Here is a 26,034-nt window from a genome sequence, read left to right as displayed (position 1 = left end):
ATGACGATGAGCAGCCTCACCCGTCGTGGCGTCCTCGCCGCCGGCATCGCCTTCCCAACCATCGTGCCGGCCACGGTCTTCGGCCAGAACGCGCCGTCCAACCGCATCAACATCGGCGTCATCGGCGTCGGCCGCATCGCTCGCGGCCACGACATGGCCGAGACCTTCAAATACGACCACGCCCAGATCCTGGCGGTCTGCGACCTCGACTCCAAGCGCCTGGCCCTGGGCAAGCAGCTGGTCGACGAGACCTACAGCAAGAAGTTCGGCCGCCCCTGGGACAGCGCCCGGACCTATGCCGACCATCACGAGGTGCTGGCCGCCAAGGACATCGACGCCGTCATCATCGCCACGCCCGACCACCAGCACGCCATCCTGGCCGTCCACGCGGTCAAGGCCGGCAAGGACGTCTATCTGCAGAAGCCGGCCTCGCTGACCATCGCCGAGGGGCGGACCATGGCCGACGCCGTGGCCGCCACCGGCCGCATCCTGCAGATCGGCTCGCAGCAGCGCTCGGACAAGCCGTGGCCGCAGTTCCGCCGCGCCTGCGAGCTGGTCCGCAACGGCCGCATCGGCCAGCTGAAGCATGTCGAAGTCGGCCTGCCGGGCGACCCGTCCGGCCCCGAGGCCCCGCAACAGCCGATCCCGGCCAATCTGAACTACGACGCCTGGCTGGGGTCCACGCCGGAGGCCTACTACACCGAGATGCGGGTCCATCCGCAGGCTGACTTCAGCCGACCGGGCTGGCTGCGCTGCGAGCAGTTCGGGGCCGGCATGATCACCGGCTGGGGCGCCCACCACGTCGACACCGCCCACTGGGGCATGGACATGGAGCACTCCGGTCCCGTCGAGATCTGGGGCTCGGCCGAGTTCCCGACCAGCGGCCTGTGGAACGTCCACGGCAAGTTCCTGACCCACGCCCGCTACGCCAACGGCGTGACCATGGACATCTCGGGCGACTTCCCGAACGGGGTGAAGTTCATCGGCACCGAGGGCTGGATCTTCGTCGCCCGTGACGCGGCCGTGACGTCCAGCGATCCCAGCTTCGGCCAGAAGCCGATGCCGGCCCTGGCCGCGAGCAATCCCAAGATCCTGGACAGCGTGATCGGTCCGAACGAAATCCACCTGCGCAAGTCCGAGGAGCAGCACGGCGACTGGCTGGACTCGATCAAGAGCCGGAAGCCTCCGTCGGCCCCGGCCGAGGTCGGTCACCGCGCCTGCACCACCTGCCTGCTGCACCACACGGCCATGAAGACCGGCCGTCGCTTGAAGTGGGATCCCAAGGCCGAGCGCTTCATTGGCGACGACGCCGCCAACGCCATGCTCAGCCGCCCGCAGCGCAAGCCGTACACGTTCTAGGACGACGCTTATGATCACCAAACGAGACCTGGCCATCGCCGTTGGCGCCGTGGCCCTGACCCTGGCCGGCGTCGCCGTCGCCCAGGCCCCCAAGCCGGCGCTGCTGGGCCCTTCCGTCTGGCGCTGGGACGAGATCAAGTCCCACCCCACCGACGTCGGCGCCTACGCCCAGATCACGCGCGGCCCGACCGCGACGCTGGACGAGTTGGAGATGCACGTCACGACCCTGAAGCCGGGCCTCAGCTCACACGCGCCCCACACCCATCCGAACGAGGAACTGGTGATCATCCGCGAGGGTGAGGTCGAGGTGCTGTCCGGCGGGGTCTGGAAGAAGGTCGGCCCGGGCGGGGTGGTGTTCAACGCCAGCAACAGCCCGCATGCGCTGAAGAACGTGGGGACCACGGATGCGGTCTATCACGTGATCAACTTCAAGACGGACAAGACGCACTGAGGAAGGAGCGAAGCGCAGCCCACGCCTGCGTCTTCCGCTCGAACGTCATCGCCGCATGCGCCGGTGACGAGGAGGGCAGGGCGATCGTCGGGATGCGCTCGCCGATCAGCCGGCCGCCCAGTTTGGCGGCCGTGCCGCCGTTGAAGGCGACGGCCTGTAGCGCGGGTAGCGTCTCGATGAGCTGGAGAAGATCATTCGCCGCCGGATCGCGGATCGCCGCATCCAAGCTGCCCGGCCGCTCGGCTTCGGCGATCACGTCCCATAGGCCGACGCCGTCGGCCAGCAACGCGGCCAGGCGATCCTCATAGGCCAGCGGGACGAGGGGCGCACCAAGCACGCCCTCCATCAACCGCCAGAAGGCGTTCCTGGGATTGCCGTAGTACTGCTGGACGGCCAGCGAGGCCTCGCCCGGCAGGCTGCCCAGGATCAGGACGCGCGTATCGGCGTCGACGACCGCTGGAAAGCCTGCCTTGCGCAAGGCGTCAGGCTTGCTCGCCGAAGACGCGCTTGAAGATCACGTCGACGTTCTTGGTGTGGTAGCCGAAGTCGAACAGCTCCTCGAGCACCTCGTCCGACAGGGCCTTGGAGACCACCGGGTCGGCCTTGAGGAAGTCGATGAACCGACCCTCGCCGCGCCACACCTTCATCGAGTTGCCCTGCACGGCGGCATAGGCGTCCTCGCGCGACACGCCTTCCTGCGTCAGGGCCAGCATGACCCGTTGCGAGAAGACCAGGCCGCCCAGCTTGTCCAGGTTCTTGGCCATGTTGTCGGGATAGATGTTGAAGCGCTCGATGACCCCGGCCAGGCGGCGCAGGGCGAAGTCGAGGTGGATGGTGGCGTCGGGGCCGATGCCGCGCTCGACCGACGAGTGGCTGATGTCGCGCTCGTGCCAGAGGGCGACGTTTTCCATCGCCGGGATCACGGCCGAGCGGACCAGACGGGCCAGGCCGGTCAGGTTCTCGGTCAGGATCGGGTTGCGCTTGTGCGGCATGGCCGACGAGCCCTTCTGGCCCGGATCGAACGGCTCTTCGGCTTCCAGCACCTCGGTGCGCTGCAGGTGGCGGATCTCGGTGGCCAGGCGCTCGACCGACGAGGCGACGACGCCCAGGGCCGCGAAATAGGCGGCATGGCGGTCACGCGGGATCACCTGGGTCGAGACCGGCTCGACGGCCAAGCCCATCTTGTCGGCCACGTGCTGTTCGACGCGCGGGTCGACATTGGCGAAGGTGCCGACGGCGCCCGAGATCGCGCAGGTGGCGATCTCGAACTTGGCCATCGCCAGGCGCTCCTTGGCGCGCTGGAACTCGGCGTAGTAGCCGGCCAGCTTCAGGCCGAAGGTCAGGGGTTCGGCGTGGATGCCGTGGCTGCGACCGACGCAGACGGTCATCTTGTGCTCGAGCGCGCGGCGCTTCAGGGCGGCCAGGACCAGGTCGACGTCTTCCAGCAGCAGGTCGGTGGCCTTGCTGAGCTGCACGGCGAAACAGGTGTCCAGCACGTCGCTGCTGGTCATGCCCTGGTGCAGGAAGCGGGCTTCCGGACCGACGATTTCCGACACGTGGGTCAGGAAGGCGATGACGTCATGCTTGGTGACGCGCTCGATCTCGTCGATGCGGTCGCTGTCCCAGACCGCGTCGCGGCCCTTTTCCCAGATCGTCTCGGCGGCGAGCTTCGGGATGGTCCCGATCTCGGCCATGGCGTCGGCGGCGTGGGCCTCGATCTCGAACCAGATTTTGTACTTGGTCTGGCTGGACCAAATGGCGGCGGCTTCGGGGCGGGCGTAGCGGCTGATCATGGGGCGGCCGTTTCGGCCCGACCGCCCCCGGAGTCAAGGGAAGAGGCTTATTACTTACGCCGCTTCGCGTTCCTTCATGTGCTTGACCATGCCGATCGCGGCCAGGGCGTAGTGGACGCCGGCCCAGGCGTAGAAGCACAGCGAGACGATGATGCCCTGCTGGCTGGACAGAGCCAGGGTCGTGCGGCACTGGGCTGCCAGCTCGGGCGCCGAACCCTTGGGAGCGATGCCGCCGGGGCAGGTCGCCGCGAAGTTCTGGCCGCCTTCGACGCCGAATGAGGCCAGCACGCTGTGGACCACGCCGGCCGCGTCGGGGGTGTTGAAGTGGTACTGCGCCAGATGGTCGATCAGCCAGCCGGTGAAGACCGGCCCGCCGCCCAGGGCGATCAGATTGAGGAAGAAGAACAGCAGGGCCGTGGCGGTGGCCCGCCGGCGCGGCTCCACCGAGTTTTGGACCACGGCAAAGGTCGGGGCCAGGTAGACGTAGTGGAAGATGCCGGGGACCAGCAGGATCATCGCCGTCGCCTTCCAGTCGGTCTGGAGGTAGGCGAGGATATAGATCGGCGTGCAGATGATCAGGCCGATGGCGGGGACCCAGGCGTACCATTTGACGCTGCGCTTGCCGGCCCAGTCGCTGAGGAAACCGCCGACCAGGGTGCCGACGCCGGCGGAGAAGCCACCGATCAGGCCGGTGATCAGGCCCACTTGAGCCAGCCCTAGGCCGAAAGCGCGCACGAAATAGGACGGCACGAAGGCGCCCGAGCCGTACGAGCCGAACGAGGCGATGGTCACGCCCAGCACCATGTTCAGCACGGGCCACTTGAAGAACAGGATCTTGAAGACCGCCCACAGCTCGGCGAACTCGGTGGCCAGCGAGAAGGCCGGCTTGGGCGCGGGCTCGACGACGACGTTCTCGGCCTCGAGCGGGCGCTCGACGATTTCGGAGTGACCGCGCGGCGGTTCCTTGACCACCAGCTTGACGATCAGGGCCAGGATGATGCCGGGCAGGCCGACGATGACGAAGGCCACGCGCCAGCTGAACTCCTGGGCCAGCCAGCCGCCGGCCACCGCGCCGAACATGGTGCCCAGCGGGATGCCGAACGAATAGATCGACAGGGCCGAGGCGCGCTTCTTGGGCTCGTAGTAGTCGCTGATCAGCGAGTGGCTGGGCGGCGAGCAGCCGGCCTCGCCGACGCCGACGCCGAAGCGGAAGAGGGCCAGCTGGGCGAAGCTGGTGGCCGCGCCGCACAGGGCGGTGAAGCCCGACCAGACGACCAGCGACACCGAGATGATCGTCACCCGGTTCCAGCGCTCGGCCAGGCGGGCGATCGGGATGCCCAGGATCGTATAGAGCAGGGCGAAGTAGAGGCCGCCCAGCAGGCCCAGCTGGGTGTCGGTCAGCTTCAGGTCGACCTTGATGGCCTGACCGATGGTGGCGATGATCGTCCGATCGATGAAGTTGAAGGTGTAGGTGGCGAGTAAAAGGCCCAGCACCGCGGCCTTGTAGCTATTGGAATAAAGCGGCCGATCGCCGCCGGACGCACGCGCGTCGGCCATACTGACTCTCTCCCTTCAAACATTTGTTCTAATTGCTTGAGGGGACTGTGACGGAGCGGAAGGCAAAGCGCCAGAGGCTATTTCGCAAGCCTCCGGCGCTCTGGATTCCTAGGCGACCATCTCTTCCCGGATGCTGTTCCGCGCGGCCCAGAACAGGCCAAAAGCGGCCAGGCCCAGGGTGGCCGAAACGATCAGCGCCCAGCGCACGCCTTGGGCTTCGCCCAGGCCCATGTGGCCGGCCAGCACGTCGCTGAGCAGGCCGACGGCTACGGGGCCCAGACCCAGGCCGATCAGGTTGATGATCAGCAACAGCACGGCCGAGGCCGTGGCGCGCAGGGCCGGATCGACGATGCTCTGGGCCGTGGCGTAGACCGGGCCGTACCACAGCGTCCCGAGCAGGGCGTTGATGGCCAGGAGGCCGATGGCGGTCATCGGCGCGTCCAGGCTGACGGCGACAATGTAGATCGGGATGGTGATCAGTGAGGCGATCGCCGGCACGGTCACATAGGCCCGCAGGTCCTTGGCCCCCAGACGGTCGGCGAAGACCCCGCCCAGCCAGGCGCCGATGACCCCGGCCGTGCCGCCGATCAGGCCCAGAGCCAGGCCTAAGAACCCCGCCGGCTTCAGGCCGACGTTCGCAGCCAGCTGGGTCAGTTCCGGTCCGTGGTTGCGGAAGAAGAACGAGGCGGTGAACGGCGCGTGGCCATAGCCGATGAAGGCCTTGATCGAGGCGGCCAGGGCCACCAGCCAGAAGGTCTTCTTGGTGGCCAGCACCGCCAGGGCGGCGGCGAAGCTGATCTGCGAGCTGGCGCGGGCGGCCATCTCGGCGGCCAGTTGCTTGCGCGGCTCGATCAGGGTGAAGGCCGCGACCAGGGCGAACAGGACGCCGGGCGCGCCAGCGACCATGAAGGCCACGCGCCAGCCATAGGCGTCGGCGACTAGCCCACCCATGGCCATGCCCGCCAGCGTGCCCAGCGGCGTGCCGATCGAATAGAAGGCGATGGCGCTGGCCCGCTTTTCCTTGGGCACGTAGTCGGTGATCAGCGAGTGGGCTGGCGGCGTGCAGCCGGCCTCGCCGACGCCCACGCCGATGCGGGCCAGGATCAGTTGCCAGAAGTTCTGGGTGAAGCCGCACAGCACCGTGAAGGCGCTCCAGGCGGCGACCGAGGCGCCGATGATGTAGGGCCGGTTCTTGGTCTCGGCGATGCGGGCGATCGGGATGCCCAGCACGGTGTAGAAGATGGCGAAGGCCAGGCCGGTCATCATGCCCAGCTGCCAGTCGGCGAGGCCCAGGTCGCGCTTGATCGGCTCGGCCAGGATGTTGACCACCTGCCGGTCCAGGAAGTTCAGGGTGTAGATGATCAGCAGCACCCAGAGGGCGTATCGTCGATAGCCCGAGGATACGGGCGCGATCACGGGCGACGGCGTGGCGGGTTCCGCCATGGACTCTCTCCCTCAAACATTTGTTCTAATCGTTGAGGCGACCTTAGACGCAAGGTAAGGCCAAGCGCCATCCGGCATTTGCATCGAGGGAGCGCGCGCCATGGAACTCGTCATCGGCACCAAGGCCTGGTCCAGCTGGTCTCTGCGCCCGTGGCTGGCGCTCAAGCGCACCGGCGCGGCGTTCCAGGAAATCGAAGTCACGCTGCGCCAGGGCGAGGTGACGACCGCCGAGATCGGCAAGATCTCGCCCAGCAAGCTGGCCCCGGCCCTGAAGGACGGCGACCTGGTGGTCTGGGACTCGCTGGCGATCTGCGAGTACCTGGCCGAGAAGTTCCCGGACGCCAAGCTGTGGCCGGCCGATCCGGTCCTGCGCGCCCTGGCCCGTTCGACGGCGTCCGAGATGCACTCGGGCTTCCAGGCGCTGCGCGGCGAGTGCGCGATGGCGCTGGACGTCGCGCCGCACAAGCTGGACATCTCGGAAGCCACCCAGAAGGACGTACGCAAGATCGTCGAGCGCTGGAACCAGCTGCTGGCGCGCTCGGGCGGGCCGTTCCTGCTCGGCGAATGGTCGATCGCCGACGCCTTCTGGACGCCGGTGGCGACGCGCTTCCGCACCTATGAGATCAAGCTGGCGGACTACGGCGACGCCGGCGCGGCCCAGGCCTATGCTGACCGCCTGCTGCAGACGCCTGAGTTCCTCGAGTGGGAGCGCGCCGCCCAAGCCTAGTTGGGAAGGCCTAGCGCCGCTTCGCCAGCTCGCCCTGCACCAGGGCGTGGATGTCGATGCCGTAGATCGTCAGCCCCTCGATATTGGCGTCGTCGATGGCGACGCCCTTGAGATTGACGTTGGTCAAGCGCGCGCCGCTGAGATTGATGTCGGTGAAGGTCGCGTCCGCCAGGTTGACGTTGTCGAACCGTGCGCCGGCTAAGCGGCAATCGACGAAGCTGATGCCTGCCAGGTTCTTGTGCTCGAAGCAGCGCGCCTCGGGCGGTTTCTCGCCGCCGATCGGCTGGCCGACATCGATGCGGTTGCCGTCCGGATCGGCGAAGACGAAGGCCCTCAGGCCGTAGTCCTTGTCGGCCAATGACTTGATGATCCGAACGCCGGCCGCGACCAGGTGATCGTGCAGCGCGTCGACATCGTCGACGATCAGGTGGGCGATGTTGGTGGTCGAGGGCTTGTGGTCCTTGACCTGGCTCAGATGCAGCTCGGCGCTGTCCTTTTCCAGGATCATGAAGCCGACCGGCTGGCCGTTCTCGAAGGCCTTCGAGAAGCCCAGGACGTCGCGATAGAAGGCGTAGGCAGCTTGGATGTCGCGCGTGAAGGCGGACGCGGCCAGGCGGCCGAACGTGATGTTCGAGGTCGATGAGGTCATCGCTCGCGGTCTCCCTGAGGGAAGGGGCAGGGGCGGCGGTGCGCGTGCCCGATGTGGAGCGGTGTCCGCCGCCACATCTGCCACAGGGAGACCTTGAGGACTAGAGACCCGCCTTAGAGCCCCGTCGGGGCGCCGTTCTCGATCGGCGGGGCCTTGCAGCGGCCGGCGCGGGCCTGGACCACATAGAGCAGGGCGCGGCCCTGGGCGAAGGCGCTGTGTTCGGCCAGCGGGTTGGTCGGCTGGCCAGTGGTCAGGCTCAGCGCCTGCTCGCCGCTGCCGGCCGCGGACTGGCCCAGCGAGGCCTGGTTCCACTTGCTGAGCTGGGCGGCGCAGGCGGCGACCACGGCGTCGGCCACGACCTCGGCGCTGTCCTTCGAACCGGCCAGGCTGTAGGCCCAGCGGCGCGTGCATTCCTCGACCGGCATCGACGGATCGGCCGCGGCGGTGGCGCCGGGCGCGGTCTTGAAGTCGGCGCAGATCTTCGGATTGGCCATACTGTCATGGCCATTCTCGCACGCGGCGAGGCCGAGGGTAGCGAGGGCCAGAACGGCCATCACGGGTTTGCGGATCATCTTGTGGTCTTCCGTGCGTGTGAGCGTCAGCGGGGGCAGATCTGGACGGCGCGCGAGCTGAGACGGCCGCGGTCGTCGTAGTAGGAGATCGTCGCGTCGCGGCACGAGCCGCCGGAGGGCGCGGTGCTGGACACCTGCTGGAAGGTCCCGTTCTGGACCGTGCCGCTGGCGACCGGATTGCCCATGTGGTCGTAATAGACCTGACGGACGGGTTGGGCCTGGGGCGACGGCGCATAGCCGCGCGAACTGGAGCCGGAGTTGTAGTAGGCCGTGCGGGTGCGATGGCAGCCGCTCTTGCCGATCTCGCGGCCGACCAGGGCGCCGCCGACGCCGCCGATCAGCAGACCGGCGCCGCCCTTGGAGATGGCGTTGCCGACCAGGGCGCCGCCCAGGCCGCCGATCACGGTGCCGGTGGCCTTGCGGCTGCGGCACGACGCGGCGTTCGCGTCGGTCGGCGCCATCATGGCGGGAAGAGCCATGGCGCCGACGGCCAGGCCGATAACGATAAGACGTGGCATGTGATCCTCGCCAGTGAAGGTCCCTCGGGCTTCACAACGCGGCTCACCGCCGGAAGGATGCAGACTTGTCGACTAGACGACTTGGTAGTCGGGCCGGGTCTTCATCTCGCGCCAATAGGCGGCCAGGCCCAGGGCCTCAGTTAGCTGGGCAAAGCGCGGATCGCCGCGCATCCCCGCCGCGGACGGGAAGAACAGGAAGTTGGTCCGGCGGTCGGCCAGCGGCGTGAAGGCCTTCTGGCGCATCTCGAACCGGATATCCGGCACCACGAAGCCACGCCCGAAGAAGTAGGCCTGGCTGATCTCGAAGGCCACGTCGGTTCGTCCTAAGGCGGAGGCGAACTGAATCGCATTCTCGGCATGGCCGGCGCCTTCGCGGGCCGAGGCCTGGATGCGCTCGACGGCGGCGTCGATGTCGGCCGGGACGCGGGTGACCATGCCCTTGGCGACCTGACGGATGAGCTGGAAGTTGCTCTCTTCGACGGTCTCGGGGCGGCCTTCCAGGTTATCGACCTTGGCCAGGGCTTCTCTGGCGCGGCCTGTGTAGAGCAGCAGGTGGAAGTGGGTGAACCACACCGCGAAGTGGGTGGGGTACATCGACACGGCGCGCGCGATCGCCCGGTCGGCCTCCTGCAGCCGTCCCGCCGACCACAGGGCCTGGACCTGGCGCTGCACGCGGCCGGGCGTCGGGTTGTTGGCGGTGTCGACCGTGTCGTACAGGGCCGCGCATTCGCGCCAGCGACCGACCGATCCCAGCACCTCGGCCAGCATCATGCGGGCGGGCAGGTTCTCGGGGTGGTCCTTGATCAGGTCGCGCAGGGCGCGCTCGGACACGGCCCAGTGGCGCAGGCCCGGCTCCAGCAGGATGATCGCCGCCCGCGCGTTCGGATCGCCGGGATGGAGCGCGTCGGCGCGGCGCGCCGCCTCGCGGGCCCTGGCGATCAGGTCGGCCTGCATCTGGGGTGAGCGGCGCTGGACGGCGGCGGCGTAGCAGAAGGCCAGAACGCCCCAGGCGATCTCGTCGTTGGGGCTGAGCTCGACAGCGCGCTTGAGCAGGCCGATCGCCTGGTCGTTGCTCTCGGCCGTGCCCTGCTCCAGGGCGGTGGTGGCCTGGACGATCAGCGGCATGACGTCGGGCTTGGCGGGCTTGAGCCAGCGGCGGCCCAGCAGCGCGCCCGCGCCGATCGCGACGACGCCCGCCGCGCCGCTGGCGATCAGCAGGCGACGGTCGAGGCGGGCAGGGGCCTGCGCCGCGGTTTCAGCCTGGCCCTCGACCAGCAGCCGGTAGCCGACTTTGGTGATGGTCTCGATGCGGAAGGCGCCGGTCTCGTCGGCCAGGCGGCGCAGGCGCGAGATCACCCGGTTGATGGCGTCTTCGCCGACGATACGGCCCGACCAGCAGCGGAGGGTGAGGTCGTCGCGGCTGACGATGGCGCCGTTCGCGTCGGCCAGGGCGACCAGCACCTGCATGACGCGCGGCTCCAGCACCGTCTCGCGGCCATCGGCCTCGATGACCTGGCGCAGAGACGGGCGCACCGAAACGCCGCCGATCGCGAAGTCGGCCGCGCGCGCCAGATCGATCGGTTTTTGGTCGTCTCCCAACGCGCGTTCCCCGAGCACATCGTCGAGCTTCGCCTTACCGCGTCTTGGTCGGCGTTTCATCAGGCAATCATCGGTTCGCCGTCCTGTCCATCAGGCGACCTCGCTGCGATCCCGGCCGCTGACGCCAAGCGGCCAGGAGACCAGCCGACATGCCTATCGACATCCCCATTTCCTCGGGCAGGGCTTCCGCCCGGAAGCTTTCCGGCGAGCGGGTCTTCTTCGCCGCTCTGGCCGCCAGCATGCTGCTGGCCGTGCTGATCGGCTTTGGCCGCACCTACTACTTCCGCGCCCTGTTGCCGCCGCAGCCGATGGTCTTGCCGCCGTCCGCCCTGGTGCATGTCCACGCCATGCTGTTCAGCGCCTGGATCGTCCTCTTCATGGTCCAGGTCGGCTTCGTGGCGGCGGGGCGAAGGGACCTGCACATGAAGCTGGGCCTGGTCGGCCTGCCTACCGTGCTGGCCATGATCGTGGTCGGAACGCTGACCGGGCTGAACCTCTCCAAGCGCCTGGCGGGGATGCCGTTCGATCCGTTCATGATGATGGCGCTGCCGCTGCTCTCCATGGTCGGCTGCTCGGGCCTGTTCCTGACGGCCCTGGCCCTGCGCCGCAGTCCGGCGGCGCACAAGCGGCTGATGATCCTGGGCATGGCCGCCATGATCGGCGCCGCCTTCGCCCGGATGCCGTTCATCCCGTTCCTGATCGGGGCGTTCTTTCTGCCGAACATCTACACGGTCGCGCTTGTGGTCTGGGACGTGGTTACCGACCGCCGAGTGCATCGCTCGACGTTGGCGGGCGGGGTGGTCGTTCTGGGGGCGACGGTGGGCATCCTGTTCGTCTGGCAAAACCCGCTGTGGTTGGCCTTCGCCAAGTGGGCGGCGGCGCTTGCAACCTGAGCCGCGACCGATCGTCTCGGATTCACGATTAACCTGGATTCACCACGCGTGAGGACCTGGCCTTAACCATCCCGCCCCATTCTGTACTGAAATGGGATCGGAGGGGCGGATGGCCCAGCACGTGGAAACCTTGGTGATCGGCGCCGGACCGGCCGGCCTGACGACCGCCTACACCCTGGCCAAGGCCGGCCGCGGCGTGACCGTGCTGGAGATGGATCCGACCTATGTCGGCGGCATCAGCCGCACGGTCGACTACAAGGGCTTCAAGTTCGACATCGGCGGTCACCGCTTCTTCTCGAAGAGCAAGGAGATCGTCGACCTGTGGAACGAGATCCTGCCCGACGACTTCATCGACCGCCCGCGCCTGTCGCGCATCTATTACCGCGAGAAGTTCTACGCCTATCCGCTGAAGGCCTTCGAGGCCCTGGCCAATCTGGGCGTCTGGACGGCGACCAAGTGCATGGCCTCGTTCGGCTGGGCCAAGCTGAACCCGATCGCCAAGCCGACCACCTTCCACGAATGGGTCCGCAACCAGTTCGGCGAGAAGCTGTTCTCGATCTTCTTTAAGACCTACACCGAGAAGGTGTGGGGCATGAGCTGCGACGAGATCTCGGCCGACTGGGCCAGCCAGCGCATCAAGGGCCTGGATCTGGCCGCCGCCATCATCGACGGCGTCAAGCGCTCGCTGGGCGTTAAGGCCAAGGCAGGCGTCGAGGGTTCGCCCAAGACCCTGATCGAGAGCTTCCGCTACCCGCGCAAGGGCCCCGGCATGATGTGGGAAGCCTGCGCCGAAAAGATCACCGCCCTGGGCGGCGTGGTCCGCATGGGCCGCAAGGTCGATGGCCTGCACTACGACAAGCTGGCCAAGATCTGGACCGTCTCGGTGACCAGCGCGGACGGCAAGAAAGAGATCTACACGGCGAACGAGGTCGTCTCCTCGGCTCCGATCCGCGAGCTGATGCAGGCGGTTTCGCCCACCCCGATCAGCGTCTTCCACGCCGGCGAGCTGATGTACCGCGACTTCCTGACCGTGGTGCTGATCGGCAAGCCGCAGAAGGAGCTGCCCGACAACTGGATCTATATCCACGACCCGTCGGTGAAGGTCGGCCGCGTGCAGAACTTCCGCTCGTGGTCGCCGGAGATGATCCCGGACGGCGTCTCGACGTGCCTGGGCCTGGAATATTTCTGCTTCGAGGGCGACGGCCTCTGGACCACCTCGGACGAGGACCTGGTCGCCCAGGCCAAGCGCGAGATCGCCAAGATCGGCCTGATGGATCCGGCCGACGTCTACGACGCCTGCGTGGTGCGCCAGCACAAGGCCTATCCGGTCTATGACGACGCCTATGCCGAGCACATCAAGATGATCCGCCTGGACCTGAAGATGCACTTCCCGGGCCTGCACCTGGTCGGCCGCAACGGCATGCACAAGTACAACAACCAGGACCACGCCATGATGACCGGCGTCCTGACCGCCGAGAACATCATCGCCGGCGAGACCCTGCACGACGTGTGGGAGGTCAACGAGGACGCCGAATATAGCGAGGCCGGCGTCTCCGGCGCTCGCGAGGCGCTGCGCAGCGAACGGATGGTCCCGAAGAAGGTCGCCGCCTGATCATGACGCGGCTCTGGAGGCTCGTGCCCGAGGGGCTGCGTGAGCTGGCGCTGTACGGCCTGGCCAGCGCCCTGGCGCTGGGCCTGGACTATGGCGTGCTGCTCGGACTGACGGCGCTAGGCGTGAACTATCTGGTCGCCTCGGGGACGGGCTTCACCAGCGGCATCGCCGTCACCTATCTGCTGTCGATCTCGGTGGTGTTCCGCCACCGTCCGGTCGCCGATCGGCGCCGCGAGTTCGTCGGCTTCATCGGCGTGGGCCTGGCCGGCCTGATCCTGACCCAGGGCCTGATGGCGCTGTGGGTCGAGGTGCTGCGCATGACCCCGGGCCTGGCCAAGATCCCGACCGCGGGGATCGTCTTCCTCTTCAACTTCACCGTCCGCCGGGCGCTGCTGTTCAAGGCCCCGCGCGTCGACCCCGTCCAGCCGTGAGCCGGCGCGACAAAGCCTTAAGCCTGCTGGCCGCGTTCGGCGTCTTCCTGCTAAGCCGCCCGTACCAGGGCGTGCGCCATGACGGTCGCCTGTATGTCGCCGACGCCCTGGCCAAGCTGGATCCCGCCGGGGTCGGCAAGGACCTGATGTTCGTCCACGATGGGCAGTTCGGGTTCAGCCTGTACACGCCGCTGCTGGCCAAGCTGGTCGCGGCGCTGGGCCTGTCGGGCGGGGCGATGGCCATTGTCATCGTCACCCTGGCGGCGTGGTTCGCGGCTCTGGCCTTGCTGGTTGGAAAGCTGCTGGCGGACCGTTCGCCGGGCCTGCGCTGGGCCGCCTTGCTGTTCGCCGTCGCCTTGCCGGCGCTGTATGGCCCGCTGGACGTCATCGGTTTCGGCGAACCCTACGCCACGCCGCGCGCCCTGGCCGAGGCGGCGGGCTTTCTGGGCATGGCGAGCTATCTGTCCGGCCGTCGGTTCATGGGCTTGGGCCTCTGCGTGCTGGGCATGCTGTTCCATCCGATCATGGGCCTGTGCGCGGCGGCGGCCATCGGCCTGGCGCTGTGTTTCGAGGATCGCCGCTGGCTGTGGGCGGGGCTGGCGGGCATCGCCGCCGTCACGGTCGCGGGCCTGCTGCACCTGCCCGTCGCCGAGCGTATCGTCACCGTCATGGATCCCGACTGGCGGGCGGTGGTCGCGGCGCGCAGTCCGATCCTGTTTCCCTCGCTATGGCCGATCGAGACCTGGAGCCGCATGGCGGTTCAGGCCTGCACCCTGGCGGCCGGCGCTTTCCTGCTGAGCGGCGCGCCGCGTCGCCTGGCGCTGGGTGCTCTGATCGCCGGCCTGGTCGGCGTCGCCGTCACCGCGCTGCTGGGCGATCGCCTGTCGCTGCTGCTGTTCCTGCAGGTCCAGGCCTGGCGGATGCTGGAGCCGATGGCGGTGCTGGCGGCCGTGTCGCTGGCCCTGCTGTGCGCGCAGCTGCCCCGGCGCGGGCCGTCGGGTCTGCTGGGCCTGGCCTTCCTGGGCTCGGCCTGGATGTTCCGCGAGGTCGGAGGCCTGGGGACGAGCCTGGCGCTGGTCGGCCTGTTGTTCGTGCTGGTCGGCGACAAGATGCGCTACAGCCGACCCAGCCTGTACGCGGCGGCGGCCGTCGGCCTGCTGGCCGTGTCGGCGCTGTTTTATGGCGGTCTGCGCAGCGTAGCCCTGGTCAACGCCCTGGAGCGCCTGCCGGTCGCCTGGCCGTTCAGCCAGGGATACGTCTGGAGCAGCGATCTGCCGGGTCTGGCCATTGTCCTGGTCGTCGGCGTGTGGTTGGCGCGGGACTGGGCGGCGCCGGCGGTCCCCGTTCGTATCGCGGCCGTCGCCACGCTCAGCCTGCTGGCCGTGGCGCTGTGGGACGATCGCTCGGCCAATGTCCGGCATCGCGATGAGGACAGGGATGCCGCCCTGGTCGCCCTGACCGCTTCAAGGCCCGGCGCGGTGCTCTGGGTGTCGGGCGATGTCGAGCCGTGGCAGCTGATGGGCCGACCGACCTGGTCCAGCAAGGAGCAGAGCGCCGGCGTGGTGTTCTCCCGCCCGCTGGCGATGGAGCTGGCGGCGCGCGCGAAGCGGTTGCAGGCGGAGGGTCTGGTCGGTCACGACTGGATGCGCACCCAGACCGTCGCGGCGCAACGGATGCCGCAGCCGAAGCCGGAAAACGTCCGCGCCTTTTGCGCGGTCTCGGACGCACCGGCCTGGATCGTCCGTCCGCTTTGGAACGATGAAGGGCAGCTGGACCCGACCCTGAAGGCGCGCGACTGGGCGCCGAAAGCGCCCTACGTCCTGGAGCTTACCGACGCCTCGGGCAGCGCCTGGCGGACCGCTGACCGCTACGCCGTGATTCCCTGCGCGGGCGGCTGAGCCGTCTCGGCGTGGTCCTTCGGCTCGGTCAGGCGGCTGAAGCTCCAGCACACGAAGTGCACCAGCGCGTCGGCCAGGCCGACCATGGCCGCCAGCACGAACAGGCTGGTCATAAACAGGATCACCACGACGGACATGTTTTGCTCCTATCCCGCTGAGAACAGCGAGGACGAGGCAAACAGGTTCCAATGGTACCGCTAACAATCGTGGAAAAACCACGAGTATGGTTGACAACGTTGTCACGCTTCCGGTGAATGGCGCGTCCGCGAAAAGACGGACTCAACAACATCGTCGCTTAGGGAGTGGTGGAGTGATTGCGGTAAAATACAGCCTCGAGGGCGCCGTCCGATGACCGACGCCGCGATCGCGAAATCCACGACCAAGGGCAACGGCGTCAAGCTGGCCGTCGTCTATGTGACCTGCCTGTTCTTCATCTGGGCGCTGGTCACCAACCTGCTCGACCCGCTGCTGAAGACCTTCAAGACCGTCTTCACCCTGAGCCCCGTCGAAGCCAGCCTGACGGGCTTTGCCTTCTTCATCGCTTACGGGATCATGTCGCTGCCGTCGGCGGCGTTCCTGTCCAAGCTGGGCTACGCCCGCTCGGTGATGGTCGGCCTGGGCGGCATCGTCGCCGGCTGCTTCATCGCCATCGCCGCGGCCAAGCTGCACACCTTCGGCGTCTTCCTGGTCGGCCTGTTCGTCATGGCCTCGGGCGTGACCCTGCTGCAGGTGGCCGCCAACCCGCTGATCGCCTCGATGGGCAAGCCTGAAGAGTCGTCGTTCCGCCTGAACCTGTCGCAAGCGTTCAACTCGCTGGGCGCGGCCTGCGGCCTGTGGTTCGGCGCCAACTTCCTGCTGAAGGGCGAGATCTTCACCAAGGACGTGGTGATCACCCAGGCCATGCGCGAGCAGGCCCTGGGCTTCGTCTCGAACGTCTACCTCGCCATCGGCGTGGGCCTGGCGCTGTTCATCCTGCTGATCTTCCTGGTCCGCCAGAAGATCACCGACGCCGCGCCCAAGACCGGCCACCTGGTCAATCCGTTCACGGCCCTGACCTCGAAGTGGGCGAACCTGGGCGCGATCGGCATCTTCCTGTACGTCGGCGCTGAGGTCGCGATCTCGCTGCACCTGCTGCTGTTCCTGGAGCAGTCGCGCATCCTGGACATTCCGTCCGAGCAGGCCGGCAAGCTGACCACCTTCTACATGGTCTTCGCCATGATCGGCCGCTTCGCCGGTTCGGCCCTGCTGCGGAAGATCAAGGACTACGCCCTGCTGACCGCCGTGGCCGTGGGCGCCATCGCCCTGTGCCTGGTCGTCATCGTGACCAAGGACATGACCCCGACCGCCCATGCCGGCACGGTGAACCTGCTGCTGGCTTCGGCCCCGCTGACCAGCGGCCTGATCCCGGCCTTCGCGGCGCTGCTGATCGGCCTGTTCAACTCGATCATGTTCCCGACCATCTTCACCCTGACCCTGCAACGCTCGTCGGCGCCGACCTCGGCGACCTCGGGCCTGCTGTGCATGGCCATCGTCGGCGGCGCCTTCCTGCCGCTGGCCTTCGCCAAGATCGAGGAGCTGACCGGCTCGATCTCGATGGGCTTCATCGCCCCGCTGGTTTGTTACCTCTACGTCCTGTGGTTCGCGATCGTGGCCAAGAAGGCCCCGACCCACGAGATCGAGGAAGGCGTGGCCGGCGGCCACTAAGCCTCTCGAAGGACTTCAAAGAACTACCTGCAAGCACCCCCGGGAAGCACGTCTTCCCGGGGGATTTTTTGTCAGTGCGCATCCGGCGGCGGCTTGGCGCCGGCCAGGGGCGGGGGCTTGCAGAACGGGGCCATGACCAGCGCCGCGAGGAACAGCACCGCCATCACCCGGAAGACGTCGTTGAAGGCCAGGGTCAGGGCCTCGCGGCCGACCACCTTGGCCAACTCGCCTTGCAGGATCAGCGCGGCCTGGGCGGCGTCGGGCGTGCGTTCGGCGATGCGGGCGGCCAGGGTCGACAGGGCGTCGGTCCCCGAGCGGCCGGCCTGGCCCAGGGCCTCGCCGAAGCGGGCCACATGGATGCGGGCATTGTCGCCCAACCAGGTGTTGACGACGGCGATGCCGATCGCGCCGCCCAGATTGCGCATCAGGTTGAACAGGCCCGAGGCGTAGCGCAGCTCGGCCATCTCGAACCCGCCCAGGGCCAGGGTCACGCTGGGCACGATGCACAGCATGATCGCGAAGCCGCGCAGGGCCTGCGGGGCCAGCAAGGCCATGAAGCCCCACTCCGACGTCATGTGCGAGGTCAGCCACAGGGCGGCGGCGAACAGGGTCAGGCCGATGCTGACGGTGATGCGTGGATCGACCTTGGTCGACAGCCGCGCGGCGATCACGGTCGACAGGATCTGGGCGATGCCGGTGACGAAGACGGTCGTGCCGATCTCCAGGCTGTCATAGCCGCGCACCCGGCCCAGGAAGACGGGGATCAGATAGGTCGACGAATACAGACCGAAGCCGATCACCAGGTTGAACAGGCAGGCGAAGGCGAAGGTCGGCTTGCGGAACGGCGACAGCTTCACGACGGGGCCGCCGGACCGGAACGAACGCTCGATGAACAGGGCGAAGGCCACGACCGTCACCCAAGCGGCGATGGCGATGCCGGTGTCTTCGAACCACTGCTTTCGGGGGCCTTCTTCCAGCACATACTCCAGCCCGCCCAGGAAGATCGCCATCGCCGCCAGGTGCGAATAGTCGATCTTCTTGAGCATCGAGAGGTTCGGGCGGTCGACCTTGATAACGTTGATCGCCAGCAGGGTGACGAGCGCGCCCGGCACGATGTTGATGTAGAAGATCGAGCGCCAGCCGATGGCGTCGGTGAGCCAGCCGCCGACCGTCGGGCCCAGCGTCGGGGCCAGCACCGAGACCATGCCCAGGATCGCCGGGATCATCGCCCGCTGCGGTCCGGAGAACATCGCGAAACCGGTGGCGAAGACCGTCGGCACCATCGCCCCGCCGGTGAAGCCCTGCAGGATGCGGAACAGGATCATCGAGTCGATGTCCCAGGCCATGCCGCACAGGGCCGATGAGATCGTGAACAGGCCGGCCGACAAAGCAAACAGCCAGCGCGTGGACAGCGCCTGGGCCAGGAACGCCGCGAACGGGATCATCACCAGCTCGGCCATCAGGTAGCCGGTCTGCACCCAGCTGATCTCGTCGGGGCCAGCCGATAGCCCCGCCTGCACGTCGTTCAGCGAGGCGGCGACGATCTGGATGTCGATCAGCGCCATGAACTGGCCGAACGCCATCACGCCGAAGATCAGGAACTTGGTCCGGTCGGGCAGGGCGCCTGGGTCGATCGGTGGTCGGCTCGCCATGGGGCACCCCTTGAAAATATGATGGTCATAATATTATATGCGTCATGTAACCGAGGCCGCAAGATGCGCTACGACACCGAACACAAGGCGCGCACCCGCCAGAAGGTGCTGGACGAGGCCGCCAAGGCCATCCGCGAAGAGGGGCCGCACCGCCTGGGCGTGGCCGGGGTCATGGCCCGCGCGGGCCTGACGCACGGCGGCTTCTACGCCCACTTTCCGTCCAAGGAGGCCTTCGTCGCCGACGCCATCGCCCACATGTTCGAGGGCGGGCCAACGGTGATGCTGGAGAAGGTCAAGGGCGCGCCCCCGCGCGAGGCCCTGACCGGCTATATCGACTTCTACCTGTCGGCTCGTCACCGGGATTCGCGGTCCGGCGGCTGTCCGCTGCCGTATCTCGCAGTGGACGCGCCGCGCCTGTCGGAAGCTTCCCGTGAACGCTACGCCAAGGGCGTGGCGCATCTGACCGGGATCATCGCCACGCACCTGGCCGCCCTGGGCCGCGACCATGCCGAGGACGAGGCCAGCTCGACCCTGGCCGAGCTTGTCGGCGCGCTGACCCTGGCGCGCGCCGAGCCCGACGCCGATCACTCCGACGCCATTCTCGAACGCTCGCGGACGCACCTGAAGCGCCGCCTCGGCCTGGAGGCCGCCCAATGACCGACGCCACATTCAAGGAAGGGTTTGGCAAGGAAGGTCTCGTCGAGACTCCCGCCGCCAAGGCCAAGAAGGCGCCATTCTCGCGCAAGACCGTGCTGGCCGTGGGCGGCGCGATCGTCGTGGCCGCCGGCGGCGCGGCGCTGATCGCCATGCCCAAGGGCTCGGTCTCGACCGACGCGGCCTATCTGCAGGCCGACAGCTCCAGCGTCGCGCCGCGGGTGCGGGGGCTGGTGTCTCAGGTACTGGTCGCCCACAACCAGACGGTCAAGCGCGGCGAGCCCTTGGTCCGCATCGATCCCGAGGAGTTCGACGCCCGCGTGGTCTCGGCCCAGGCCGACATCGCCAATGCCGAAGCCGTCGCCGCCAGCGCCCGCGCCGCCTTGATCTCCCTGGACGCCGAGCAGCGCCTGGCCGGCTCCAACATCCGCGCCGCCCAGACCGCGATCGCCGCCGCCGACGCCGAGAACGTCCGCGCCCAGGCCGACCGCAAGCGCTACGAGGACCTCGCCGACAGCGGCGCGGTGGCCCGGCGCGACGTCGAGCGCTTCCGCGCCGCCGCCGTCGGGGCCCAGTCGGTCGCCGATCGTAGCCGCGCCCAGCTCTCGGTCAGCCAGGACCAGGCCGCCGTCACGGCCGCCAAGCGCGCCACCCTGTCGGCCAACCTGGCCCAGGCCGAGGCCGCCGTGGCCCGCGCCCAGGCCGCCCTGATCCTGGCGCGTCAGGACCAGACCCATACGGTGATCGTCTCGCCGATCGACGGCGTGGTCGGCGACCGTCAGGCCGAGCCCGGCGACTACGTCCAGCCCGGCACCCGGCTGATGACCATCGTGCCGACGCGGGCGCTGTACGTCGTCGCCAACTTCAAGGAGACCCAGGTCGACCGCATGCTGCCGGGCCAGGAAGCGACGATCAAGGTCGACGCCTTGGGCGGCAAGACGCTGAAGGGCCATGTCGACAGCTTCGCGCCGGGCTCGGGCTCGCAATTCTCGCTGCTGCCGTTCGAGCCAGGCACGGGCAACTTCACCAAGATCGTCCAGCGCGTGCCGGTGCGCATCCGCATCGATCCGGGCCAGGCCGAGGTGGCGCGCCTACGGCCGGGCCTGTCGACGACGGTGAAGGTGCGGCTGAAGGGCTAGCGCCGCAGGACGCGGTCCCGCAGCTTCAGGAACGGTCGCTCGATCGCGTAGTGCAGGGCCAGGGCGGCCGTCAGCGCCGTGCAGGCGTAGAGCGCGAAGGCTGGCCAGCCTGCCAGCGCCTCAGAACCTAGCCAGGCCTTGTCTAGAGTGTAGACCGGCTTGTGAACGAGGTAGAGGCTGTAGGACAGCGTCGCCAAGCCCGCGACGCCGGGCAGGGGGATCTTCGCTAGCCACGGCTCGGCGTCCAGCGAGGCCGACAGCAGCAGGGCGCAGGCCAGCGAGAACAGCGGATAGCCGAAAGTCGAGCCCACGAAGTCCAACGCGGGGCCTTGATCCTTGATGACGAGCAGCGCGCCGGTCAGGACCGCAAGGCCTCCGAGCAGCGCCGCCCAGGCCGGCAGCCAGCGGGCCATGGCCTGAGGACGGAAGGCGCGCCCTGCCGCCAACAGCACACCCAGCAGCAGCCCGTCCAGCCGCACCCAGGTCGGATAGTAGAGCTTGGCCATGGAGACGTTCCATGGCGCGCCGGCCACGGACGGGTACAGCCCGGCCCGCAGCGCCATGCCGCCGACCAGGATCACGCCGGCCACGGCCAGGGCGATCCACCGGGCCCGGCCGCGTAGCGCCAGCAGCACCAGCGGCGCCAACAGGTAGAAGTACTCCTCCACGCACAGCGACCACGCTGAGCTGAAGGTGCCGGTCGCCTTGCCGTCGAGGTTCCAGTTCATGCTGAAGGTCAGGAACCGCCAGGCGGGCAGCATGTCCTTGCCCTCACGCATGGTCGGGACCAGCAGGTACAGCGCCAGGATCACGAGGAACGCCGGCAGGATCCGGAAGGCGCGACGCAGGTAGAAGTCGGCGAAATCGACGCCCTGGCCCTTGGCGATCCGCGCCATCAGCTGGCCGCCAATCAGGTAGCCCGACAGTACGAAGAACACGTCGACGCCCAGCCAACCCCAGGGCCACACATCCGGCAGCACGCCGACGCGCGCGGGGCGGGGCAGGTGCCACAGCATGACCATGAGGACGGCGAGAGCGCGCAGCAGGTCCGGCCCGACGGCGCGTGTGGACTTGATCGCGGGCGCCTCGACCGTCGCCGCGCTCGCATAGTCCGCCACCCGCATGTTTCGCCCCCGTCTGTCGCGCCCGCAGTTGCGATCTCCGGCTGAGTCCTGTCGAGGGGGCGGGACGAGCATCACGAGAAGTTGCTGCCGCGTCTTTAGGCAGATCAGTTTTCCTCTCAGGGCCTTCCGAAAAACCGCGCTCGTAATTCCCACCGTGGCGCACGACATTTATGGCCGAGTTAGTTTCGTCGAGGATCGACCATGGCCGCAGCCAAGAGCAGCCGCTTCATCAGCGGGTTCGGGTTCCAGGTTCTGGCCGCCATGGCCATCGGCCTGGGGCTGGGCCTGCTGGCGCGCAACCTGGGACCGGCGGAAGGGCAGGCGGGCTACGCCCTGGCCGAGACGCTGCATCAGGTCGGCGCGATCTTCGTCCAGCTGCTGCGTGTGCTGGTGCCGCCGCTGGTGTTCACGGCTATCGTCGCCTCGATCGCCAACATCGCCCAGCTGCAGAACGCCGCCCGCCTGGTGTGGCGCACCCTGTTCTGGTTCGCCGTCACCGCCCTGATCGCGGTGCTGATCGGCATCGCCCTGGGCCTGATCCTGCAGCCCGGCTTGCACACCACGGTCGAGGCCGCCGCCGCCAAGGCGCCCAAGACCCACGGCTCGTGGCTGGACTTCCTGACCGGCCTGGTCCCCGGCAACATCCTGGGTCTGGCCGCCTCGACCAAGATCACCGACGGCGCGGCGACGACGGGCCTGTCGTTCAACGTCCTGCAGATCGTGGTCATCTCGCTGGTCACCGGCGTCGCGGCCCTGAAGGTCGGCGAGGCGGGCGAGGCCTTCCTGAAGTTCAACGCCTCTGCGCTCGCGATCGTGCGCAAGGTGCTGTGGTGGGTGATCCGCCTGACGCCGATCGGCACCATCGGCCTGTTCGGCAACGCCGTCGCGCAATACGGCTGGACCACGCTGGGCCAACTGGGGGCCTTCACCGGCGCGATCTATATCGGCCTGGCCTTGGTGCTGCTGGTCGTCTACCCGACCATCCTGGCGCTGAATGGCCTGAACCCCGTGAAGTTCTTCCAGGGCGCCTGGCCGGCGATCCAGCTGGGCTTCGTCTCGCGTTCGTCGGTCGGCACCCTGCCGGTGACCGAGGCCGTGACCGAGACCAGCCTGGGCGTGCCGCGCGCCTATGCCGCCTTCGCCGTGCCGTTCGGCGCGACCACCAAGATGGATGGCTGCGCGGCCATTTATCCGGCGATCTCGGCTATCTTCGTGGCCCAGTTCTTCGGCGTGCACCTGGCCTGGTCGGACTACTTCCTGATCGTCTTCGTCTCGGTGATCGGCTCGGCCGCCACGGCGGGCCTGACCGGCGCGACGGTGATGCTGACCCTGACCCTGTCGACCCTGGGCCTGCCGCTGGAAGGCGTCGGCCTGCTCTTGGCCATCGACCCGATCCTGGACATGGGCCGCACCGCCGTGAACGTCGCCGGCCAGGCCCTGGTCCCGACCATCGTGGCCAAGCGGGAAGGGATCCTGGACCTGGAAACCTACAACGCCGCTCGCGTCCCGGCCGAAGCTGAATTGCACCCCGCCGAATAGGCGAGCGCGGTTGCGCCGGGCGACGTTAGCGGCAATTTTGCCGGCCTGTTGAAGCGTCCCCGGGGGATTCCATGATCTTGAAGACGACGAACGGCGGCCCTGCCGGGCCGAACCGACGCGCCTTCCTGTCCGGCGCGGCCGCCCTGGCGGGCCTGGCCGTCACCGCCCCCAAGGCCTTCGCCCGCGCCTCTGACCGCGTCGAGCGTCTGCTGGCCCAGATGACGATCGAGGAGAAGGCCGGCCAGCTGTCGGTCTTCGCCGACATGATCCGCCCGCCGATCGGCGACATGAACCCGTTGGTCAATATCCGCAACGCCCAGACCCTGACCGCCGAGGTCAAGGCGGGCCGGATCGGCGCGCTGTTCAACGGCGTCGGCGCCCAGGCGGCCCGCGACACCCAGAAGGCCGCGATCGAGGGCTCGCGCCTGAAGATCCCGCTGCTGTTTGCCGCCGACGTGATCCACGGTTTCCGCACCGTGTTCCCGATCCCGCTGGCCGAGGCCGCCAGCTTCGACCCGCACCTGGCCGAGCGCACGGCCCGCGCCACGGCGCTGGAGGCCACGGCCGCCGGCCTGCACTGGACCTTCGCGCCGATGGTCGACGTGGCCCGCGACCAGCGCTGGGGCCGGGTGGCCGAGGGCTCGGGCGAGGACGTGTTCCTGGGCGAGGTGCTGGCCGCCGCCCGGGTGCGCGGCTTCCAGGGCAAGGACCTGAAGGCCGACGACAGCATGCTGGCTACGCCCAAGCACTTCGCCGCCTATGGCGCGGTGACGGCGGGCCTGGAGTACAACTCGGTCGAGCTGTCGGACGCCACCCTGCGCGAGGTGCACCTGCCGCCGTTCCAGGCCGCCTTCGCGGCCGGCGCCCTGACGACCATGTCGGCCTTCAACGACGTCAACGGCATCCCGGCGACGGCCAACAAGATGCTGCTGACCGACATCCTGCGCGGGGAGTGGGGCTTCAAGGGTGTCGTGATCTCGGACTACACGGCCGACCAGGAGCTGGTGGCCCACGGCTTCGCCGCCGACGACCGCGACGCCGCCCGTCTGGCCATCCTGGCCGGGGTCGACATGAGCATGCAGAGCGGCCTCTACATGCGCTACCTGCCGGAGCTGGTCGCCTCGGGCGCGGTGCCGATGGCGGTGGTCGACGCCTCGGTGCGCCGGGTGCTGGCCCTGAAGGAGGCGATCGGCCTCTTCGACAATCCCTATCGCTCGCTGGATCCGCAGGCGGAAGCCCAGCACACCGCCACGCCGGCCATGCGCGCGCTGAGCCGGGAGTCCGGCGCGCGGTCGATCGTGCTCCTGAAGAACGACCGGGCGCTGCTGCCGCTGCCTAAGGCCGGCAAGCGCCTGGCGCTGATCGGTCCGTTCGCGGACGACCGCGACAACGTGCTGGGCGCCTGGGGCGGCTTCTTCGCCGATCGCCGCCTGAACGTCGACCTGGCCACCGGCCTGCGCGCCCAGCTGGCCGACCCGAACAGCCTGATCGTCGAGCGCGGCTGCGAGGTCGAGACGACCATCGCCGGCGGCTTCGAGCGCGCCGTGGCCGCCGCCCAGGCCGCCGACATCGTGCTGCTGGCGATCGGCGAGAGCCAGGACATGACGGGCGAGGCCAAGTCGCGCACCGACATCCGCATCCCGCCCGTCCAGATGCGCCTGGCGGAAGCCATCGCCGCCACGGGCAAGCCGGTGATCGTTCTGCTGCGCCATGGCCGCGCCATCCAGCTGGAGGGCGTGGTCCGCGACGCGCCGGCGATCCTGGCCACCTGGTTCCTGGGCAGCGAGATGGGCAACGCCGTCGCCGACGTGGTGTTCGGCGCCGTGAACCCCTCGGGCAAGCTGCCGGTCAGCTTCCCGATCGACAGCGGCCAGGAGCCGTTCTTCTACAACGGCCGCACCACCGGCCGCCCGGCGCCTTCCGACCCGAACGGCCAGGAATACAAGGCGCGCTGGCGCTCGATCCGCAACGACGCGCTGTATCCGTTCGGCTTTGGCCTCAGCTACACGCGCTTCGACGTCACCGACATGAAGTTGTCGACGCCGCGCCTGGCCTGGAACGACACGCTGCACGTGACCGCCAAGGTCAAGAACAGCGGCAACCTGCACGGCGACCACGTCGTCCAGCTGTACATCCGGGACCGTGTCGCCAGCCGCACCCGGCCGGTGCGCGAGCTGAAGGGCTTCCAGCGGGTCTCCCTGGCGCCGGGCGCTGAGCGGGAGGTGCGGTTCGAGCTGAAGCGACAGCACCTGATGTTCGTCGGCGACAACGAGTACTGGATCGCCGAACCCGGAGTATTCGACGTCTGGATTTCCAGCTCCTCGGTCGACGGATTGGTCGCCAGTTTCGAGCTTCTCCCGGTTGGGTAGAGGGTGTCTCGCGAATCGCGTGCTCAACCGTAAACGGCCGCGAGGAGCCGTTTCGGGCTCAAAAAGCCTCCAAAACCCCACTGCATTAGTCGCCCGTTAGGAGAATCTTGTGGGGGCAGGCATAGGCGTGGTTTTCGCGAGCTTTGCTGATCGCCCTTGTCTTGTAAGGATTTTTCGGACTTCATGCGTCCGAAGTTTCCGCGTCTAGAGGTGTGCGAACGCACAAACGTCGTCTGCGGCCGCATGTCTCGTTGAAAGGACTTGGAAAGGAAATAAGGTTACGCCCGTCGGGCCGTAGTGTGGCTTGATTGAGGCGCTTGCGTTGTGGGGGGCGTCTTCAAATTGCTTCGA

General features: G+C 68.1%; 23 protein-coding genes. 12 read left to right on the top strand and 11 right to left on the bottom strand.

Features of this window, described 5'->3' with window-relative positions; genetic code table 11:
- The first annotated feature begins 6 nt into the window (after positions 1-6).
- Together AC1RRR_RS24005 and AC1RRR_RS24000 are read left to right on the top strand one after the other, a co-directional pair.
- A complete protein-coding gene (locus AC1RRR_RS24005; RefSeq protein ID WP_492816857.1) occupies positions 7-1,359 on the top strand; it encodes a Gfo/Idh/MocA family protein in 1,353 nt (450 codons plus the stop codon).
- Positions 1,360-1,369: 10 nt separating this feature from the next.
- The gene (locus tag AC1RRR_RS24000; protein WP_492816855.1) at positions 1,370-1,810 is read left to right on the top strand and encodes a cupin domain-containing protein; all 441 of its coding nucleotides are present in this window, start codon (positions 1,370-1,372) and stop codon (positions 1,808-1,810) included.
- On the opposite strand, the gene AC1RRR_RS23995 is transcribed toward AC1RRR_RS24000, so the two are convergent.
- The 4 genes from AC1RRR_RS23995 to AC1RRR_RS23980 all read right to left on the bottom strand — a co-directional run bounded on the left by AC1RRR_RS23995 (position 1,788) and on the right by AC1RRR_RS23980 (position 6,603).
- Positions 1,788-2,288 carry a DNA-deoxyinosine glycosylase gene (locus AC1RRR_RS23995; RefSeq protein WP_492816853.1) on the bottom strand — a complete coding sequence of 167 codons (501 nt, stop codon included), beginning with the start codon at positions 2,286-2,288 and terminating at the stop codon, positions 1,788-1,790. The two genes, AC1RRR_RS24000 and AC1RRR_RS23995, sit on opposite strands and share 23 nt — an antisense overlap.
- 4 nt (positions 2,289-2,292) lie before the next feature.
- Positions 2,293-3,603, bottom strand: a complete 1,311-nt coding sequence (gene purB, locus AC1RRR_RS23990; RefSeq protein WP_492816851.1) for an adenylosuccinate lyase — start codon at positions 3,601-3,603, stop codon at positions 2,293-2,295.
- A gap of 54 nt (positions 3,604-3,657) precedes the next feature.
- Positions 3,658-5,160, bottom strand: a complete 1,503-nt coding sequence (locus AC1RRR_RS23985) for a spinster family MFS transporter (protein WP_492816849.1) — start codon at positions 5,158-5,160, stop codon at positions 3,658-3,660.
- Between the two features lie 108 nt (positions 5,161-5,268).
- Entirely contained in the window at positions 5,269-6,603 is a 1,335-nt protein-coding gene (locus AC1RRR_RS23980; protein ID WP_492816847.1) for a spinster family MFS transporter, read from the bottom strand.
- Between the two features lie 100 nt (positions 6,604-6,703).
- On the opposite strand from AC1RRR_RS23980, the gene AC1RRR_RS23975 reads away from it, so the two are divergent.
- Entirely contained in the window at positions 6,704-7,330 is a 627-nt protein-coding gene (locus AC1RRR_RS23975; protein WP_492816845.1) for a glutathione S-transferase family protein, read from the top strand.
- Positions 7,331-7,340: 10 nt separating this feature from the next.
- Here the strand turns inward: AC1RRR_RS23975 and AC1RRR_RS23970 are convergent, their stop codons facing one another.
- The 4 genes from AC1RRR_RS23970 to AC1RRR_RS23955 all read right to left on the bottom strand — a co-directional run bounded on the left by AC1RRR_RS23970 (position 7,341) and on the right by AC1RRR_RS23955 (position 10,668).
- A complete protein-coding gene (locus AC1RRR_RS23970) occupies positions 7,341-7,979 on the bottom strand; it encodes a glyoxalase superfamily protein (protein ID WP_492816843.1) in 639 nt (212 codons plus the stop codon).
- Between the two features lie 113 nt (positions 7,980-8,092).
- Positions 8,093-8,551 carry a hypothetical protein gene (locus AC1RRR_RS23965; protein WP_492816841.1) on the bottom strand — a complete coding sequence of 153 codons (459 nt, stop codon included), beginning with the start codon at positions 8,549-8,551 and terminating at the stop codon, positions 8,093-8,095.
- 26 nt (positions 8,552-8,577) lie between these two features.
- Positions 8,578-9,069, bottom strand: a complete 492-nt coding sequence (locus AC1RRR_RS23960) for a hypothetical protein (RefSeq protein ID WP_492816839.1) — start codon at positions 9,067-9,069, stop codon at positions 8,578-8,580.
- Positions 9,070-9,141: 72 nt separating this feature from the next.
- Entirely contained in the window at positions 9,142-10,668 is a 1,527-nt protein-coding gene (locus AC1RRR_RS23955) for a winged helix-turn-helix domain-containing protein (protein WP_492816837.1), read from the bottom strand.
- 149 nt (positions 10,669-10,817) lie between these two features.
- Here AC1RRR_RS23955 and AC1RRR_RS23950 point away from each other — a divergent pair, with 149 nt between their 5' ends.
- From AC1RRR_RS23950 to AC1RRR_RS23935, 4 genes are all read left to right on the top strand, one after another.
- Complete coding sequence (locus AC1RRR_RS23950) at positions 10,818-11,561, top strand: hypothetical protein (RefSeq protein WP_492816835.1); 744 nt, start codon at positions 10,818-10,820, stop codon at positions 11,559-11,561.
- Positions 11,562-11,670: 109 nt separating this feature from the next.
- Positions 11,671-13,173: an NAD(P)/FAD-dependent oxidoreductase gene (locus tag AC1RRR_RS23945; protein WP_492816833.1), complete on the top strand. Its 1,503-nt coding sequence runs from the start codon at positions 11,671-11,673 to the stop codon at positions 13,171-13,173.
- A gap of 2 nt (positions 13,174-13,175) precedes the next feature.
- Complete coding sequence (locus tag AC1RRR_RS23940; protein ID WP_492816831.1) at positions 13,176-13,604, top strand: GtrA family protein; 429 nt, start codon at positions 13,176-13,178, stop codon at positions 13,602-13,604.
- On the top strand, positions 13,601-15,502 hold the full coding sequence (locus tag AC1RRR_RS23935; protein WP_492816829.1) for a hypothetical protein: 1,902 nt from the start codon (positions 13,601-13,603) through the stop codon (positions 15,500-15,502). The genes AC1RRR_RS23940 and AC1RRR_RS23935 overlap by 4 nt, the downstream gene beginning before the upstream one ends.
- Here the strand turns inward: AC1RRR_RS23935 and AC1RRR_RS23930 are convergent.
- Positions 15,472-15,639, bottom strand: a complete 168-nt coding sequence (locus AC1RRR_RS23930) for a hypothetical protein (protein WP_492816826.1) — start codon at positions 15,637-15,639, stop codon at positions 15,472-15,474. The two genes, AC1RRR_RS23935 and AC1RRR_RS23930, sit on opposite strands and share 31 nt — an antisense overlap.
- Before the next feature lie 211 nt (positions 15,640-15,850).
- Here AC1RRR_RS23930 and AC1RRR_RS23925 point away from each other — a divergent pair, with 211 nt between their 5' ends.
- Positions 15,851-17,206, top strand: a complete 1,356-nt coding sequence (locus AC1RRR_RS23925; protein ID WP_492816824.1) for a sugar MFS transporter — start codon at positions 15,851-15,853, stop codon at positions 17,204-17,206.
- Positions 17,207-17,277: 71 nt separating this feature from the next.
- Here AC1RRR_RS23925 and AC1RRR_RS23920 read toward each other — a convergent pair whose 3' ends face one another.
- Entirely contained in the window at positions 17,278-18,858 is a 1,581-nt protein-coding gene (locus AC1RRR_RS23920) for a DHA2 family efflux MFS transporter permease subunit (RefSeq protein WP_492816822.1), read from the bottom strand.
- Positions 18,859-18,921: 63 nt separating this feature from the next.
- Between AC1RRR_RS23920 and AC1RRR_RS23915 the strand changes: the two genes are divergently transcribed.
- Together AC1RRR_RS23915 and AC1RRR_RS23910 are read left to right on the top strand one after the other, a co-directional pair.
- Positions 18,922-19,515, top strand: a complete 594-nt coding sequence (locus tag AC1RRR_RS23915) for a TetR/AcrR family transcriptional regulator (protein ID WP_492816820.1) — start codon at positions 18,922-18,924, stop codon at positions 19,513-19,515.
- Positions 19,512-20,651, top strand: coding sequence for an HlyD family secretion protein (locus tag AC1RRR_RS23910; RefSeq protein ID WP_492816818.1), 1,140 nt, complete (start codon positions 19,512-19,514; stop codon positions 20,649-20,651). The genes AC1RRR_RS23915 and AC1RRR_RS23910 overlap by 4 nt, the downstream gene beginning before the upstream one ends.
- Here the strand turns inward: AC1RRR_RS23910 and AC1RRR_RS23905 are convergent.
- On the bottom strand, positions 20,648-21,775 hold the full coding sequence (locus AC1RRR_RS23905; RefSeq protein ID WP_492816816.1) for an acyltransferase family protein: 1,128 nt from the start codon (positions 21,773-21,775) through the stop codon (positions 20,648-20,650). The two genes, AC1RRR_RS23910 and AC1RRR_RS23905, sit on opposite strands and share 4 nt — an antisense overlap.
- A 201-nt stretch (positions 21,776-21,976) precedes the next feature.
- Here AC1RRR_RS23905 and AC1RRR_RS23900 point away from each other — a divergent pair, with 201 nt between their 5' ends.
- Both AC1RRR_RS23900 and AC1RRR_RS23895 read left to right on the top strand, forming a co-directional pair.
- The gene (locus AC1RRR_RS23900) at positions 21,977-23,314 is read left to right on the top strand and encodes a dicarboxylate/amino acid:cation symporter (RefSeq protein WP_492816814.1); all 1,338 of its coding nucleotides are present in this window, start codon (positions 21,977-21,979) and stop codon (positions 23,312-23,314) included.
- 71 nt (positions 23,315-23,385) lie between these two features.
- Positions 23,386-25,683, top strand: a complete 2,298-nt coding sequence (locus AC1RRR_RS23895; protein WP_492816812.1) for a glycoside hydrolase family 3 N-terminal domain-containing protein — start codon at positions 23,386-23,388, stop codon at positions 25,681-25,683.
- Positions 25,684-26,034: the final 351 nt, after the last annotated feature.

The sequence above is a fragment of the Caulobacter sp. GW821-FHT12D05 genome (genome assembly GCF_058807295.1).
The sequence above is the reverse complement of the archived record's forward strand: the minus strand, read 5'-3'. Positions and strand labels throughout refer to the sequence as shown.